The organism is Maribacter sp., from assembly GCA_020629415.1.
Lineage (GTDB): Bacteria > Bacteroidota > Bacteroidia > Flavobacteriales > Flavobacteriaceae > Maribacter > Maribacter huludaoensis.
Map to the genome: position 1 here is coordinate 105,272 of JAHDDL010000003.1, position 16,901 is coordinate 122,172.

Consider the following 16,901-nt stretch of genomic DNA (forward strand, 5'->3'; position numbering starts at 1 on the left):
TATGAGCTTTTAAATGAATTGTAAATTTTAAGCAATCATCTTTCTAAGGTATTATAAATAAAAAATGCCCCTTAATCAAGGGGCATTTTTTTTAAAGTAATTTTTTTTCAATAAGGATTTGGTATTAAAAGATTAGACAATCCCCAAAAGGGCTAAAAAAGCTCCTACTACAACGACAGCTAAAAATGCATGCATTGCAATAACAAGCACGGATAGATAAGTCTCTACTCCGGTTTTGAAAGATAAATTGTTCATAACATTACCTACTTTAAAGTTACACTACTAAAGTTAGTTGAATTAAGCAACAATTCCATAGAAAAAGTTGTAAAACTGTCTTAAATAGATGTAAAATCCTACGTTATTGTGGTGTGTCGTTTATAAAAAATGCAATTCAGCCTAGAAATCTGTATTTCGTCGATGTCTGAATTTCAGTAATTTATAACATCACATCATCGCTTGTAAAGCTATGTAGGCAATATTATTCTAAAATCTATTGAATTAAATTAAACCAATCTGCAATACCTGCCAAGGGTACAGATAAAAGAATTATTACCAAGCAGGTAACCATTAATCTAAGAAATCCATTGAGTATTTTAACCCCTGAAGTTAATTCTTGTTTCATAATCATTGTTCTATTGTTCTGTACTCAATATGGGAGATCTAACCTAAAGTGCTGTTGAATAGGTTGGTAAAATCGATTAACGTATAGAAAATATCCTTATAAAGTATCTTTTCTATACAATAATTTGCCTTTTTTGAATTGATATAATATGTGATAACTACGGGGTCAATTGGTAAATGTTTGTTATTTTAAGGTGAAAACGGAGCTTAGCTTAGAAACAATTAGATTGGTAGCACCAGCTTTTTCTTGAATGTATGTAGTATTGATATTTCCAACTTTTAATCTATAATCATTACTCGTATAACACTTGTCACTGATTTTTTGAAAGCTTTGGTAATTAGAAACTGAAATGACTCCGCCAAGTGCTACTAGTTCTTCTGCCTCTGCAAATTCTTCAAACTGGGGGCCTATTATTACCGGAATACCAAAAACTGCTGGTTCTAGTGTGTTGTGGAGCCCGGTAGCAAAGCCTCCACCAACATAGGCAACATCGGCATAACTGTAAATTTTTGTCAAAATACCGATGGTGTCTATGATAAGTACATCATAGTCCTTTAAAGTTGCATTGTCCATTTCGGTATAGCGCATTACTTTTTTGCTTATGGCCCCGGTAATTTCTTGAATAAGACTATTTTTAATAGTGTGCGGTGCAATAACAAACTTAATAGGCTGGTTGTTTTGGTTGATATAGTCGATTATGACTTTTTCGTCTTCTGGCCAAGTGCTGCCAGCTACATAGCAATATTGTTCGTTTTTAAATAGTTTCATGAAATCTAGCTCGTTATTACGCTCTAAAATTTCACTTACCCGATCAAAACGGGTGTCCCCTGCAATGGTAACATTTGTAAGGTTACCAAAAGAACTTAATAGTTTTTTAGACTTTTCATTCTGTACAAATATATGGGTAAACCGGGTCATTGCTTTACGCATAAAACCACCGTACCATTTAAAATATATTTGATTTTCTTTAAACAATGCCGAAATTAAAAATGTTGGTATATCGTTTTTTTTCAGTTCCAATAGGTAGTTAGGCCAAATTTCATATTTAATGAATATGGCTATATCTGGGTGTGCGGCAGTTAAAAATGAATTTACTTTTGACTTGGTGTCCATAGGCAAATAGCAAATACAATCTGCTACCTTGCTGTCTTTTTTTACTTCATACCCGGAAGGTGAAAAAAAAGTAAGAAGTATTTTATGTGATGGATGTTGATCTTTTAGTTTTTCAATAACGGGCAATCCTTGTTCATACTCACCTAAAGAAGCGGCATGGATCCATATTACCTTGTCTTCTGTTGAAATTTTTTGATTGATCAAGGAAATAGTTTCTCTTCTTCCATTTACAAATAAGGATAGTTTTGTGTTTGTTAGTGCTAGGGCCTTTAAAATGGCAGAGGCGCTGATGACGATAAGGTTATAGAGAAAGTACAAACTGATGCTTTTGTGCTAAATTACGTTTCTTTCCATAAAATTACTGTCACCTGTTTCGTATTTTTGTATTGCTTCATGTAATTACAACAGATGAAAAAGATACAAATGGTAGACCTAGGTGGTCAATACCAAGAAATTAAAGATCAAGTAAATACTTCAATAACCCAAATATTAGAAACTTCGGCATTTATTAACGGACCTGAGGTGCATGCATTTCAAAAGGAGTTGGAAGAATATCTGCAGGTTAAACATGTAATACCATGTGCCAACGGTACAGATGCCTTGCAGATCGCAATGATGGGTTTGGGTTTAAAGCCGGGTGATGAGGTAATAACTGCAGATTTTACTTTTGCCGCAACAGTAGAGGTAATTGCCTTGCTACAGTTAACTCCTGTTTTGGTCGATGTTTATCCGGATACCTTTAACATTGACATTGAAGCGATCGAAAAAGCAATTACGCCCAAAACGAAGGCTATCGTTCCTGTTCATCTTTTTGGTCAATGTGCCAATATGGATGCAATTTTAGATTTGGCAAAAAAACATGACTTGTTCGTTATTGAAGATAATGCACAGGCCATTGGAGCTAAGTATCTTTCTAAAGATGGTACCAAACAGGTGGCGGGCAGTATGGGTCATGTTGGCGCTACTTCTTTTTTTCCATCTAAAAATTTAGGCTGTTATGGCGATGGTGGTGCAATCTTTACTAATGACGATAAATTGGCGCATACGCTTCGCGGTATTGTAAACCATGGAATGTACGAGCGCTACCATCATGATGTTGTTGGTGTAAATTCAAGATTAGATTCTATACAAGCGGCCGTATTACGTGCTAAATTGCCAAAGTTAGATGGGTATTGTGAAGCAAGAAGAAATGCAGCACGAGCCTATTCTAAAGCTTTTGAAGGGCAAGAGCATATTGTTACACCTGTAACGGTCAACAATTGTGGAGGTATTTGTGATGTGTGCGATTGTCACGTTTTTCATCAATACACATTGCGTATAACAAACGGTAAAAGAGATGAATTGGCACAATTTTTAGCCAAAAATGAAGTTCCTTTTGGTATCTATTACCCAATTCCACTTCACAAGCAAAAGGCATATCTAGATGATAGATATAACGAAGCGGATTTTCCGGTTACAAATCAATTGGTCACAGAAGTATTGTCTTTACCAATGCATACAGAGTTAGATCAAGAACAGATTGACCATATAACGAAGTTAGTTATCGGGTTTGTTAACGGGTAGTAAGGATAGTTTTCTAAATTTGATAACGTTCAAATAGTATTATAAATGAAAGTATTAGTAACAGGCGGATTAGGTTTTATTGGTTCTCATACCGTTGTAGAATTACAGAACAAAGGATTTGAAGTTGTCATTATTGATGACTGTTCAAATTCAGATGAAAGCGTTCTTGATGGTATAGAGGCAATAACCGGAAAAAAACCGGCTTTTGAAAAATTGGATTTAAAAGAAAAGCATAAGGTCGAAGACTTTTTTCAACGTTATCAAGATGTTACTGGTGTTATTCATTTTGCTGCATCTAAAGCGGTTGGTGAGAGCGTTGAAAAGCCTCTTTTATATTATGAGAACAACATAGGTACCCTAGTTTACATTTTAAAGGAATTGTGTAAAAAGAATAAAGCCAGCTTTATCTTTAGTTCTTCATGTACCGTTTACGGTCAAGCCGATAAAATGCCTATTACAGAAGATGCACCGGTTAAGGCAGCAGAATCTCCATATGGTAATACCAAGCAAATGGGCGAAGAAATCATTGCCGATACTTGTAAGGTGATACCGAATTTGAATGCCATTGCCCTACGTTATTTTAACCCTATGGGCGCACACCCTAGTGGTGAAATAGGGGAATTGCCCAAAGGTGTACCTCAGAATTTGGTGCCTTTTATTACACAAACGGGTATAGGGTTAAGAGAAGAATTGTCGGTTTTTGGAGATGATTACCCTACGCCAGATGGTACGTGTATTAGAGATTATATTTATGTGGTTGATTTAGCTAAAGCCCATGTTGTAGCATTAGAGCGTTTGCTTAATGGTAAAAATGAATCTAATTATGAGGTATTTAATGTAGGTACTGGTAAGGGTAGCTCTGTATTAGAGGCTATAAAGAGTTTTGAAAAAGTGTCTGGCAGAAAATTAAATTACAAGATAGTAGGTAGAAGGCCTGGTGATGTTACTACAGCTTATGCAGATACTACAAAGGCAAATAAAGTTTTAGGCTGGAAAGCTGAATATAGCCTGGATGAAGCTATGAACTATGCTTGGATTTGGGAACAGAAAATACGTGACTGATTTTTTCAGGGTCTACAATATAAATAAGGGGAAATATGGCTATATTTCCCCTTATTTAATTTAAAGGCCGTCTGTTATGAAAAGTTCGTTGTTTCTTTTAGTTTTGTTCGTGTTTTCAGTTGTATCCGCTCAAGATACCTATTTACAATGTGGGAAAATAGTTGATGTAGCATCTGGTAAAATCTTGTCTGAAAAAACAATAGTCATTTCAGAAAATAAGATTAGAGAGATTAGAAATGGATTTGTTGCTGGAAGTGATGCCGACAAAACAATAGATCTAAAATCGAAAACTATTTTACCGGGCTTTATAGATATGCATGTTCATATTGAAAGCGAATCTAGTCCTTCAAGATATTTAGAAGCATTTACTTTAAATGAAGCCGATGTTGCTTTTGAGTCTACAGTTTATGCCAAAAGAACATTGATGGCCGGTTTTACCACAGTTCGTGATTTAGGTGGCTCAGGAGTAAATATTGCCTTAAAAAAAGCGATAAATAAGGGTACGGTGGTAGGACCAAGAATTTTTACGGCAGGTAAAGCACTTGCTTCTACAGGTGGTCATGCGGATCCTACTAATGGTAGAAGTAATGAACTAATGGGTGATCCAGGGCCAAAAGAAGGTGTGGTCAATTCTCCCGAGGATGGTAGAAAAGCGGTACGTCAGCGGTATAAAGATGGTGCGGACGTTATTAAAATTACAGCTACGGGCGGCGTATTAAGTGTAGCTAAAAGTGGTCAAAACCCTCAATTTACCATTGAAGAAATAAAGGAGATTACTGATACGGCCAATGACTATGGTATGCTTACCGCAGCCCATGCCCATGGTGACGAAGGTATGCAAAGAGCTATTTTAGGAGGTATAAAAACTATAGAGCATGGTACATTGATGTCTGAGGAAACTATGGATTTAATGATTAAGCATAACACATTTATGGTTCCTACTATCTCTGCAGGCCAAGAGGCGGCCAGATTGGCAAAAATACCTAATTATTTGCCTCCGGTCGTTGCTAAAAAAGCTTTAGAAATTGGTCCTAAATTGAACGCTACATTTGCAAAAGCTTATAAAAAAGGTGTCAGTATAGCTTTCGGTACAGATTCTGGGGTGTCTCCCCATGGAGATAACGCTAAAGAATTTATTTATATGAATAAAGCAGGTATGCCAATTATAGAGGCGTTGCGCTCTGCCACTATAACAAATGCCATGCTTTTAGGTGAGAAAGAGTTAGGGCAGATCAAGGTGGGGTATATCGCAGATATTGTTGCTGTAAATGAGAATCCATTAGATAATATAGAAACCTTAACAGAGGTGATTTTTGTCATGAAGGAAGGGGTGGTGTATAAACAATTGTAATAACTCCATTTTTTTCTTTTCATAATTGTATCAATACGAATGATTGTATGAAGTTGAAAGTTGATAATAGTGAGCAACTAATACAGGTGGCCGTAGACGCTTTTCTAATAGATGAATTGAAGCAGCAGGTAATTAAAGATTTTATGCTTGCGAATGTTCCCTTAAGTATGCCAAAAAATTTGGAGAATATTGCTTTTGTAGCTCTCATTCGTGAAAAGATATACTTCTTAATGATGGAGCATTTTGCAGAATATCTTAACTTAATGTATATCATAGATGTACCTGAACGTGAATTTCAGCATATAGAGATTACCGATACCGTAGATGTGGCGGATCAGGTTACATTCTTAATTTTAAAAAGAGCGTATAAAAAAGTATGGTATCGGAAAATGTACCAGTAATTTGTGTAACTGTTTTTATACTTTAATGTAAAATTCTTTTTTGTCCATAAAGCAGCCAACTAGCCAACAGGTAAGCATAACCCATAGGGCAAATAATAGAGATCCAAAGTAATCGCCAGTAGTAGCAATGAAAATATTGTTGGCTATCCAATTATATGCGGTAGTACCTTTCATGTTTATTTCTGCCAAACTAATTATAAAAAGCTCCGATAATAAATAGATAAACAAGGTGTTCCTGCCAAATACTTCAAAGAAATAAGTCCATTTTCCAGGTTTTAGTATGTCAAGAAAATATATTAAAATGGCAATAATAAATATATCAATACCGCTGGTAAGTAATACAAAAGAACTGGACCATAGCTTTTTGTTGAACGGAAGTATTAAATCCCACGCAAATCCCGTAATTATAAGAATGCCGGCAGCCATGAAGAGTTTGGCTATGGTTTCAAAATTTTGACCGCTCTTTTGAATGAATTTACCGGTAAAGTATCCGGCAATAACATTGACTATGGCAGGTAATGTACTTAATAATCCTTCAGGGTCAAAAGCCGTACCACCGTTGCCGTGATACAAATGGTCAGCTCCAATTAAAAATTTATCGAGTTTTAAAACGGCATTTCCCGTTAAGGTCAAGTCTCCAAATGCTACTAAAATAATATGATAACCTATTAGTGCTATCACACTAAAAAATAATACAGATTTTGTATTAAAATAATGGACCAGAATAGAAGCGAACAAATAGCATAGTGCTATACGTTGTAATACGCCAAATATTCTGGTCTCGGCAATAGGTTTTAAGCCACCTTCTTCAAAAAATGGAAACCAATACATAAGAAACCCTAATAAGAATATTACCAAAAATCGTTTTAAAACTTTTTTAAAAAATGCGCTGTTTCCTAAGTTTTCGTACTTCTTCATACTAAAACTCATAGCATTGCCAACAACGAATAAAAATGTAGGGAAGACAAGATCGGTAAGTGTAAACCCGTTCCATGCAGCATGCTTTAATATTCCAAAACTGGTATCTCCGTTTCCGGGAGAGTTTACGACGATCATGAGGGCTACATCCATTCCCCTAAAAACATCCAATGAAAGATATCGGTTTTTTAGTTTGCTCATGCCGGTCGGTTTGGTTTGTTGAAGGGTAATGATATATTAAAAATAAACTCGAACAAAAGGCATTAGTGCATTGCCGTAAATACTCTTAGTGTCATCGTACAATACATCGTAACGTAGTCCAAAAGTTACATTTCTATTACTGTAACCGGCACCAATAAAGAATGCGGGTAGCCAATAATTATCTTCAATATCTATGGTCTGTGTCGTAATCGTTCTATTTATACGTAATTGCTCAAATTCTGCGGATAGTTGTATTTGTGGTAATGGATTGTATAATGATAGAACACTGCCGCCATAAGCCAATAATTTATCATTGTCAAACTTGGCATAATTAAAACTTAAACTGGCCCCAGAAGCAAATTTGTCGTTAAATTGATAAATGGCACTTGGTGCAATAGATCCATTGAATCCATTATTTGTGAACCCTAATCCAATACTTCCACCAAATCTAACGTTATTCCAGAAATCAGAATTGTTTTTTGATGCTTGGGCAAGTGTTATGGTGATATTTAACGTTGCTAACCCAATGAAAATTAATTTTTTTAAGCTCATATGACGATTTTGTTTTAAAGTTTCGTTTTTTTCAATAATACATGGCATTCTATCGTTAGATATTGTAAATGTTGTATTTTTGTTAGAAATTTATTCTAAAGATACAGAAAGTAATTCATGGATAAATATTCCTTTTTAAATACCGTTCATACCTCTTTTTTTTCAGAGTTATACGATAAGTACTTAGTGAATCCAGATAGTGTAGAGCCAAGCTGGAGAGCCTTTTTTCAAGGATTCGATTTTGGGGTTGAAAGCTCTTTAGACGAGTTGGAAATCGATGAAAATCGAACTACGGTTGTAGTAAACGGCCATTCTAGTGAAATGCCGGAATCGCTTCAAAAAGAGTTTCAGGTAATACGCTTGATCGATGGTTACCGAAGCAGAGGTCATCTGTTTACTAAGACAAACCCCGTACGTGAACGAAGACATTACGAGCCAACTTTAGAAATTGAAAATTTTGGATTAGCTTCTTCTGATCTGGAAACTGTTTTTAATGCCGGTGACGTAATTGGTATAGGTCCCAGCTCTTTAAAAGAGATTGTTAGGCATCTACAAAGTATCTATTGCGATGCTATTGGAGTAGAGTATATGTATATTCGAAAACCAGAGCGTGTTAAATGGATCCAAGATTGGATAAACGTAAATGACAATCATCCTAATTTTGAGCCAGACCGTAAAAAACATATTCTTAAGAAGCTTAATCATGCTATATCTTTTGAAACTTTTTTGCATACTAAATATGTAGGGCAAAAAAGGTTTTCATTGGAAGGTAATGAATCATTGATACCTGCCTTGGATGTAATTGTGGAGCGCGCCGCTGAAATGGGTGTGAAGCAATTTGTTATGGGTATGGCTCACCGTGGTAGATTGAACGTACTTACCAATATATTCGGTAAATCCGCTAAAGATATCTTCAGTGAATTCGATGGTAAAGACTACGAGCAAGAGATTTTTGATGGTGACGTTAAATATCACTTAGGTTGGACGTCTGATAGAAAATCTGACAACGGTAATAAAATTAAGATGAGCATTGCTCCTAACCCATCTCACTTAGAGACGGTAGGTGCGGTCGTTGAGGGTATTGCAAGAGCAAAACAAGATGCGGATTATCAAGATGATATTTCTAAGGTTTTGCCTATTGTAGTTCATGGTGATGCTGCTATAGCTGGTCAAGGTTTGGTCTATGAAGTGGTTCAAATGGCCGGGCTAGATGGATATAAGACCGGTGGTACTATACATATAGTGGTAAACAATCAAATTGGTTTTACAACAAACTATTTAGATGCCAGAACATCTACCTATTGTACCGATGTTGCCAAGGTAACATTGAGTCCGGTGTTACATGTTAATGCAGATGATGCGGAGGCTGTAGTACATGCATCTCTTTTTGCGTTAGAATATAGAATGCAGTTTAAGGGAGATGTGTTTATAGATTTGTTGGGGTATAGAAAATACGGGCATAATGAAGGTGATGAACCAAGGTTTACACAACCAAAATTATACAAGGCTATATCCAAGCATAAAAATCCAAGAGATATATATGCAGAGAAACTTATTCAAGAAGGTGTTATTGATAGCACTTACGTTAAGCAGTTAGAAAAGCAGTATAAGGATTCTCTTGAGGAAAAATTAGAAGATTCCCGAAAAGAAGACAAAACTGTAATTACTCCGTTCATGGCAGATGAATGGAAAGGTTTTGAGAATGTCCGTGAATGGGAGATGATGGATGCCGTGAATACTAAATTTTCTAAAACCAAATTAAATAAAATTGCCAAGGTAATAACTGCTTTGCCAGAGGGGAAAAAGTTTTTACGTAAAGTTGAAAAGTTGGTTAAAGATAGGTACAATATGTATTTTGAAGCCGATAACTTAGACTGGGCAATGGGTGAGCTCTTAGCTTACGGTTCTTTACTGGAAGAAGGGTATGCAGTTCGTATGTCTGGGCAAGATGTGGAGCGTGGTACTTTTTCTCACCGTCATGCGGTAATGAAAGTTGAAGAAAGTGAAGAAGAGGTTATTTTGTTAAATCACCTTTCTGAAAAGCAAGCTAAGTTTCAGATATACAATTCACTATTGTCAGAATATGGTGTTGTAGGTTTTGACTATGGTTATGCCATGGCAAGTCCTAATACATTAACTATTTGGGAAGCGCAATTTGGAGATTTCAGTAATGGAGCTCAAATTATGATCGACCAATATATCTCTGCGGCAGAAGATAAATGGAAACTTCAAAATGGTTTGGTAATGTTATTGCCTCACGGTTATGAAGGGCAAGGTGCAGAGCATTCTTCGGCAAGAATGGAGCGTTATTTGCAACTATGTGCAAAAGATAATATGTATATAGCGGATGTAACTACGCCAGCGCAGATGTTCCATATTCTTCGTAGACAAATGAAGGCTAATTTTAGAAAGCCTTTGATCATATTTACGCCTAAAAGTTTGTTGAGACATCCAAAAGCGGTGTCTAAGATTGCAGATTTAACTACCGGAGGTTTCCAAGAGGTAATAGATGATGAAACCGCAGATGTCAAAAAAATAAAATCTTTGGTATTTTGTACGGGTAAATTCTATTATGACCTTCTGGCGGTCAAAGAAGAGAATTCTAGGGATGATGTGGCATTGGTAAGAATAGAGCAATTGTTTCCTATTCCTGAAAAGCAAATTAGGGAGGCTATTGCCAAATATAAGAATGCGGACGATATAGTTTGGGCTCAGGAAGAACCTAGAAATATGGGGGCATGGAGCCACCTGTTAACGCATTTTGATGAAGCTAGGAATTTTAGAGTAGTTTCTAGACGTTTTTATGCGGCACCCGCAGCGGGTAGTTCTGTACGTTCAAAAGCACGTCACCAACAAGTTATAGATTACGTTTTTGATAAGACAAAGGACAATATGTCCAAACCTAAAAAATAAAATAACATATCAAATTATAGAAAGAATGATTCTAGAAATGAAAGTCCCTTCGCCGGGAGAGTCTATCACAGAGGTAGAGATAGCGGAATGGTTAGTTGAAGATGGGGATTATGTAGAAAAAGATCAAGCAATTGCTGAGGTAGATTCGGATAAAGCTACTTTAGAATTGCCTGCAGAAGTTAGTGGTACAATTACATTAAAAGCAGAAGAGGGCGATGCTGTTGCCGTTGGTGCCGTTGTTTGTTTAATTGACACAAGTGCAGCAAAACCAGAAGGTGATTCTGGTGCAACAAGTGCTCCGAAGGAAGAGAAAAAAGAAGCCTCTAAAACTGAAAAAGCTCCACAGCCAGTTCAAGCTAAAGAAACTTATGCTTCAGGTGTTCCTTCGCCTGCAGCCAAGAAAATATTGGATGAAAAAGGTGTAGACAGTACATCTGTATCCGGTTCTGGCCGTGATGGCAGAATTACCAAGGAAGATGCTGTAAATGCAGTACCTTCAATGGGGTCGCCAACTGGTGGAAGCCGTGGTGAGTCCCGTTCAAAACTTTCTATGTTACGTAGAAAAGTTGCTGAGCGATTAGTATCCGCAAAAAATGAAACGGCTATGTTGACCACTTTTAACGAAGTGGATATGAGTGCTGTATTTGAACTTAGAAATAAGTATAAAGAGGATTTTAAAAGTAAGCATGGTGTAGGGTTAGGATTTATGTCCTTCTTTACTAAAGCCGTAGTTAGGGCTCTAGAAATGTATCCTGCCGTTAATTCTATGATTGATGGTAAGGAAATGATTTCTTATGATTTCTGTGATATTAGTATTGCGGTATCGGGACCAAAAGGATTAATGGTTCCTGTAATCCGTAATGCTGAAAACTTAACATTTAGAGGTGTTGAAGCTGAGGTAAAAAGATTGGCGATCAGAGCTCGTGAAGGTGAAATTACCGTAGATGAAATGACGGGTGGTACATTTACGATCACTAATGGTGGTGTATTTGGTTCTATGTTGTCTACGCCAATTATCAACCCGCCACAAAGTGCTATTTTAGGTATGCATAATATTGTAGAAAGACCAATTGCACGTGACGGAGCTATTGCGATAGCACCAATTATGTATGTTGCATTGTCATATGATCACCGAATTATTGATGGCAAAGAATCTGTAGGGTTCTTGGTGGCAATCAAAGAAGCAATAGAAAATCCAGAAGAAATATTAATGGACAATAACGTTAAGAAAGCTTTGGAAATGTAATTTTCTAAAATTAGAATAAAGTAAAAAGCGTTGAGTAATCTCAACGCTTTTTCTTTTTTAGATAAATACATTTTTTATCATAGTCAATAATGGCCTTGGATTTTTTTAGAATGTCTGCTCCTATAATTCCGTCAACAGGTTCTGCATTATGTGCCGTAAGTGCTTCGTTCACATGCTTCAGGTCAAATAATACAATTTCCAGTTTTTTAAATTTCCAGGAATTTAAATTTATCGTATTCTTTTTGGATACCAATGTTTCCATATTGGTGGCGCCCGCACCCGCCGCTTTAATTATAGATTCTTCTGAAATTAAGTTAAAATGCGCAATACGATCTAAACCTATACAGGTATTAGATGCTCCGGTGTCCAATATAAATCGTCCTTTAACAGAATTTATTTCGGCATAAATTTCAAAGTGATCGGTCGTAGTCAAAACTAAGGGAATGCGTACGTAATTTTTATCCTTCAAAAATTTTTTGAGGGTTGTCATAATTCATTTTTTTCAAAGATAAGCCTATTTTTGCGGCATGATTATAACAGATACACATACCCATTTATATAGTGAAGCTTTTGATGATGACCGAGGAGAAGCTGTACAGAAAGCAATTGATTTAGGCGTAAAACGGTTTTTTATTCCTGCTATAGATTCTACGTATACAGAAAGTATGTTGGCACTAGAGAAAGATTTTCCGGGGTATATGTTTTTAATGACAGGTTTGCATCCCACGCATGTGAAAGACAATTTTGAAGAAGAGTTGGCCCATGTAGAAGAAATGTTAAATAAGCATACGTATTATGCCATTGGTGAAATAGGAATTGACCTTTATTGGGAAAAGAAGTATTTAAAAGAACAGCAAATTGCTTTTAGAAAGCAAATACAAATAGCGAAGAAGCATAAATTGCCTATTGTTATTCATTGTCGGGAAGCTTTTGATGAGGTGTTTGAAATACTAGAGGAGGAGAAAGGGGATAATTTAAGAGGAATTTTTCATTGCTTTACGGGTACATTTGAGCAGGCAGAAAAAGCAATTTCATATAATATGAAGTTAGGTATTGGTGGGGTTGTAACTTTTAAGAATGGTAAAATAGATACTTTTCTAAAACATATAGATTTAAAACATATAGTTTTAGAAACTGATGCGCCCTACTTGGCACCTACACCTTACAGGGGTAAAAGAAATGAAAGTGCATATATTGTTAATGTTCTAGAAAAATTAGCGGATATTCATAGTGTTTCAAATGAGGAAATAGCTTTGCTTACAACAGAGAATTCCAAAGAGGTTTTCGGAATTTAATAATTATAATAAAATGTTGTTTTGGGTATAGATAAAAGAAATATTTTATTGATTTATACAGGCGGTACTATAGGTATGATGAAAGATTATACTTCTGGCGCTTTAAAAGCTTTCGATTTTTCGCAATTAATGAGAAATATACCAGAGCTTAATCAATTAGATTGTACGATATCTAGTTTTTCGTTCGATCACCCCATAGATTCATCTAATATGAACCCCACACATTGGGTGGCTATTGCAGATATAATTTCAGGAAAATATCAAGATTATGATGGGTTTGTGGTATTACATGGTAGTGATACCATGAGCTATACGGCCTCTGCGTTGAGTTTTTTGCTTGAAAATCTTTCTAAGCCGGTGATATTTACAGGGTCTCAATTGCCTATAGGAGATTTAAGGACCGATGCAAAAGAAAATTTGATAACAGCAATACAAATTGCAGCATTATATAAAAATGGTAAGCCGGTTGTTCAGGAAGTAGGGCTTTATTTTGAATATAAATTGTACCGTGGCAATAGAACTACTAAGATAAATGCAGAGCAATTTCAGGCGTTTGCCTCATTAAACTATCCTCATTTGATTGAATCTGGAGTGCATTTGACCGTTTATGAGGAATATTTATTGCCACAAAAAAGAAAATTAAAGCTAAAATCCCATAGAAATATGGACGATAATGTGGCAATTTTAAAAATTTTTCCAGGAATTAATAAAAATGTTATTGATGCAATTTTAAACGCTGAAAATTTAAAAGCGTTGATTTTGGAGACATATGGTTCTGGAAATGCGCCTATGGAAGAATGGTTTCTTAAGAAATTAAATAATGCTATAAAAGCAGGTGTACATATAATCAACGTTACACAGTGTTCTGGTGGCGCGGTTATGATGGGGCACTATGAGACAAGTTCCAGGTTAAAACAAATGCAAGTGATTAATGGTAAGGATATTACAACCGAGGCTGCCATTACAAAGGCAATGTACTTACTAGGCAGTGGTGTCTCCCATGAATTGTTCAAAACTGTTTTTGAAACTTCTTTACGCGGAGAGATGCTGTAAATTTAACAGTGCTTTAATTTCTTAAACCAATATTTTTTTTGTTATTTGCCCACCCTTAAAAAAGGTATCTTAGAGAGGTGGCCGAGTGGTCGAAGGCGCACGCCTGGAAAGTGTGTATACCCCAAAAGGGTATCGAGGGTTCGAATCCCTTCCTCTCTGCAAGTAAGTTTTACTTTTTTTATATTGTTTTTTTTTTATCTTTAACCCTATTAACTAACTAATTTAAGTTTGAAAAAATGAAAAAATTATTCCCAAGCCTAGCAGTCGCTGGGGCATTTGTAGCAGGTACAAATATTGTAAGTGCAAAAGTAGCAGCAGTAGCTTTGCTAGTTCAAGAAGGAGGAGCTGAAGCGGAAAAAGGATTCACTCAAGTTTTAAAAGAAATGTTTATTACAGGTGGTGCCGGTTTCATGGGTATCGTTCTTTTGTGTTTAATCCTTGGTCTTGCAGTTGCTATTGAAAGAATTATTTATTTGAACATGGCAAGTACAAATTCTACTAAGTTGAAACAACAAGTTGAAGACGCATTGGCATCTGGTGGTGTTGAAGCTGCAAAAGAGGTTTGTAGAAATACAAAAGGTCCTGTTGCTTCTATCTACTACCAAGGTTTGGATAGAGCTGGTGAGAGCATTGAATCTGCTGAGAAAGCTGTAGTTTCTTACGGTGGAGTTCAAATGGGTCAATTAGAGAAAAATGTTTCTTGGTTGTCTTTATTTATCGCTATTGCACCAATGCTTGGTTTCATGGGTACGGTAATTGGTATGATTCAGGCATTCCAAAAGATTGCAGCTGTTGGTAACTTAAGTGCATCTCTTATTGCAGGTGATATTCAGGTTGCATTATTAACAACGGTATTCGGTCTTATTACGGCAATTATCCTTCAAATTTTCTATAACTACATTATCGCTAAAATTGATAGCATCGTTAATGATATGGAAGATTCTTCTATTACATTGATCGATATGTTGGTAGATCACAAAAAATAAGTATCACTTTTAATACCTAAAAATTATGCAAAAAATTATTAAAATAGCATTAATTGCTATAGGTGTATTAAGTGCTATACTATGGTATTTATTGCCAAGTTCAGATATGCCAGCAGCTGAAGCTGCTCAAAGTGGAGCTATGAACACAATGTTTATTATTACTTATCTTTTATTAGGGATAGCTGTTGTAGTAAGTTTAGTGTTTACATTAAAAAACCTTTTTTCTAACCCTCAAGGTCTTAAAAAGACGTTGTTCGTTGTTGGTGGTTTTTTATTAGTAGTTGGGGTTTCTTATGTTTTGGCTAGTGGAACGGATGTTGATCCTGAGTACGCCGCTATGACAGATGAGGGTACTATTAAGAATATAGGAATGGGATTGAATGTATTTTTTATCCTTACTATAATCGCTGTATTATCTTTAGTTATACCAGCTGTTAAAAACATGTTTAGTAAATAAAAAAAATAGAAAACTATGGCTAGAAGAGCAGGAGCACCAGAAGTAAGTGCGGGTTCAATGGCAGACATAGCTTTCCTTTTACTTATCTTTTTCTTGGTAACTACTACTATTGAAACTGATGCAGGATTGGATCGTATGTTGCCGCCAATGGAGCCACCTACTGAAGCGCCACCAATTATTAAACAAAAGAACATTTTTACGGTGAATATTAACCGAAATGGTCAATTGTTGGTGGAAGATGAGATTCTTTCAATAGATAAATTGCGTGAAAAAGCAATTGCGTTTTTAGATAACGGTGGAGCACCATCAGGAAGTCCTGATTACTGTAACTACTGTAAAGGTAAGCGTGATGCTGAATCTTCGGATAACCCGACAAAAGCAATTATCTCTTTGAAAAATGATCGTGAAACAAAATACAGTACGTACATAACAGTTCAGAATGAACTAGTAGGTGCATACAACGATCTTAGAAATAGAGAAGCTAAGCGTTTATTCGGCAAAGATTATGTAGAAATGGAAGCTGAGTATTTGAACCCTGAAACTGAGGATTCCGTAAAGGAAGAACTAAAGGAGAAGGTGACTAGAATACAAGGTTTGTTTCCTCAGAAGTTATCTGAAGCTGAAACTTCAAGCGAATAATTAATAAATTAAAAGTAACACTATGTCAAAATTTGCAAAGAAAAAAGATGGAGAGGTACCAGCGGTATCAACAGCTTCCCTTCCTGACATTGTATTTATGCTTTTGTTTTTCTTTATGACGGTAACCGTTATGAAGGATAGTTCCTTGAAAGTTGAAAACGTACTTCCAAATGCTAGTGAAGTTAAGAAGTTGGAAAAGAAAGATCGTGTTATCTATATTTATGTTGGGAAGCCAACAAAGGAATTTGAGAAAACGTTTGGGTCTGAGCCAAAAATTCAATTGAACGATAAATTCGCTAGTCCTTCAGAAGTTGGTGATTATATTTTAATGGAAAGAGCTAAAAAGCCTCAGGAAATTCAAAATGTATTGACTACAGCACTTAAGGTTGATAAGAATGCAAATATGGGATTGATATCCGATATTAAACAAGAGTTAAGAAAAGTAAATGCCTTAAAGGTAAATTATACTACCTATGAAGGTGATGCTTTCAATAATCTACAATAGTTAGTTAAGTAGAATATCACATTT

Annotated in this window: 17 protein-coding genes and 1 tRNA gene; 13 read left to right on the forward strand and 5 right to left on the reverse strand. The window is 35.8% G+C overall.

All coding sequences use genetic code 11. The features are described 5' to 3' along the window. Positions 1-490: 490 nt before the first annotated feature. Together QZ657_RS02550 and QZ657_RS02555 are read right to left on the reverse strand one after the other, a co-directional pair. On the reverse strand, positions 491-622 hold the full coding sequence (locus tag QZ657_RS02550; RefSeq protein WP_291961140.1) for a hypothetical protein: 132 nt from the start codon (positions 620-622) through the stop codon (positions 491-493). Positions 623-805: 183 nt separating this feature from the next. Further along, positions 806-2,053, reverse strand: coding sequence for a 3-deoxy-D-manno-octulosonic acid transferase (locus QZ657_RS02555; RefSeq protein WP_291964782.1), 1,248 nt, complete (start codon positions 2,051-2,053; stop codon positions 806-808). A gap of 90 nt (positions 2,054-2,143) precedes the next feature. On the opposite strand from QZ657_RS02555, the gene QZ657_RS02560 reads away from it, so the two are divergent. The 4 genes from QZ657_RS02560 (at position 2,144) to QZ657_RS02575 (ending at position 6,112) form a co-directional block, all read left to right on the forward strand. After that, positions 2,144-3,298 carry a DegT/DnrJ/EryC1/StrS family aminotransferase gene (locus QZ657_RS02560; RefSeq protein WP_291964784.1) on the forward strand — a complete coding sequence of 385 codons (1,155 nt, stop codon included), beginning with the start codon at positions 2,144-2,146 and terminating at the stop codon, positions 3,296-3,298. A 45-nt stretch (positions 3,299-3,343) separates the two neighbouring features. After that, a complete protein-coding gene (gene galE, locus QZ657_RS02565; RefSeq protein ID WP_291961134.1) occupies positions 3,344-4,360 on the forward strand; it encodes a UDP-glucose 4-epimerase GalE in 1,017 nt (338 codons plus the stop codon). A gap of 76 nt (positions 4,361-4,436) precedes the next feature. Beyond that, the gene (locus tag QZ657_RS02570; protein ID WP_291964786.1) at positions 4,437-5,711 is read left to right on the forward strand and encodes a metal-dependent hydrolase family protein; all 1,275 of its coding nucleotides are present in this window, start codon (positions 4,437-4,439) and stop codon (positions 5,709-5,711) included. Between the two features lie 47 nt (positions 5,712-5,758). Beyond that, positions 5,759-6,112, forward strand: coding sequence for a hypothetical protein (locus QZ657_RS02575; RefSeq protein ID WP_291961131.1), 354 nt, complete (start codon positions 5,759-5,761; stop codon positions 6,110-6,112). A gap of 15 nt (positions 6,113-6,127) precedes the next feature. On the opposite strand, the gene QZ657_RS02580 is transcribed toward QZ657_RS02575, so the two are convergent. Then, positions 6,128-7,231, reverse strand: a complete 1,104-nt coding sequence (locus tag QZ657_RS02580; protein WP_291964788.1) for an acyltransferase family protein — start codon at positions 7,229-7,231, stop codon at positions 6,128-6,130. 36 nt (positions 7,232-7,267) lie between these two features. Further along, entirely contained in the window at positions 7,268-7,783 is a 516-nt protein-coding gene (locus QZ657_RS02585) for an alpha-ketoglutarate decarboxylase (RefSeq protein WP_291964790.1), read from the reverse strand. Between the two features lie 117 nt (positions 7,784-7,900). On the opposite strand from QZ657_RS02585, the gene QZ657_RS02590 reads away from it, so the two are divergent. After that, positions 7,901-10,696 (forward strand): 2-oxoglutarate dehydrogenase E1 component, encoded by a 2,796-nt coding sequence (locus tag QZ657_RS02590; RefSeq protein ID WP_276471512.1) that lies wholly within the window; start codon positions 7,901-7,903, stop codon positions 10,694-10,696. A gap of 25 nt (positions 10,697-10,721) precedes the next feature. Further along, positions 10,722-11,942, forward strand: coding sequence for a 2-oxoglutarate dehydrogenase complex dihydrolipoyllysine-residue succinyltransferase (gene odhB / locus QZ657_RS02595; protein ID WP_291964792.1), 1,221 nt, complete (start codon positions 10,722-10,724; stop codon positions 11,940-11,942). A gap of 40 nt (positions 11,943-11,982) precedes the next feature. Here the strand turns inward: odhB and QZ657_RS02600 are convergent, their stop codons facing one another. After that, the gene (locus tag QZ657_RS02600) at positions 11,983-12,432 is read right to left on the reverse strand and encodes a retropepsin-like aspartic protease (RefSeq protein ID WP_291964794.1); all 450 of its coding nucleotides are present in this window, start codon (positions 12,430-12,432) and stop codon (positions 11,983-11,985) included. Positions 12,433-12,469: 37 nt separating this feature from the next. Here QZ657_RS02600 and QZ657_RS02605 point away from each other — a divergent pair, with 37 nt between their 5' ends. The 7 genes from QZ657_RS02605 (at position 12,470) to QZ657_RS02635 (ending at position 16,877) form a co-directional block, all read left to right on the forward strand. Then, complete coding sequence (locus QZ657_RS02605) at positions 12,470-13,237, forward strand: TatD family hydrolase (protein WP_291964796.1); 768 nt, start codon at positions 12,470-12,472, stop codon at positions 13,235-13,237. Positions 13,238-13,264: 27 nt separating this feature from the next. Further along, positions 13,265-14,290 (forward strand): asparaginase, encoded by a 1,026-nt coding sequence (locus QZ657_RS02610; protein WP_291964825.1) that lies wholly within the window; start codon positions 13,265-13,267, stop codon positions 14,288-14,290. A 71-nt stretch (positions 14,291-14,361) separates the two neighbouring features. Next, positions 14,362-14,449, forward strand: a tRNA-Ser gene (locus QZ657_RS02615). Between the two features lie 77 nt (positions 14,450-14,526). Beyond that, the gene (locus tag QZ657_RS02620) at positions 14,527-15,276 is read left to right on the forward strand and encodes a MotA/TolQ/ExbB proton channel family protein (protein WP_291964799.1); all 750 of its coding nucleotides are present in this window, start codon (positions 14,527-14,529) and stop codon (positions 15,274-15,276) included. 25 nt (positions 15,277-15,301) lie between these two features. Beyond that, positions 15,302-15,733, forward strand: a complete 432-nt coding sequence (locus QZ657_RS02625; RefSeq protein WP_291964801.1) for a hypothetical protein — start codon at positions 15,302-15,304, stop codon at positions 15,731-15,733. Between the two features lie 15 nt (positions 15,734-15,748). Next, entirely contained in the window at positions 15,749-16,372 is a 624-nt protein-coding gene (locus QZ657_RS02630; protein WP_276471518.1) for an ExbD/TolR family protein, read from the forward strand. Between the two features lie 22 nt (positions 16,373-16,394). After that, the gene (locus tag QZ657_RS02635; RefSeq protein WP_276471519.1) at positions 16,395-16,877 is read left to right on the forward strand and encodes an ExbD/TolR family protein; all 483 of its coding nucleotides are present in this window, start codon (positions 16,395-16,397) and stop codon (positions 16,875-16,877) included. Positions 16,878-16,901 lie beyond the last annotated feature (24 nt).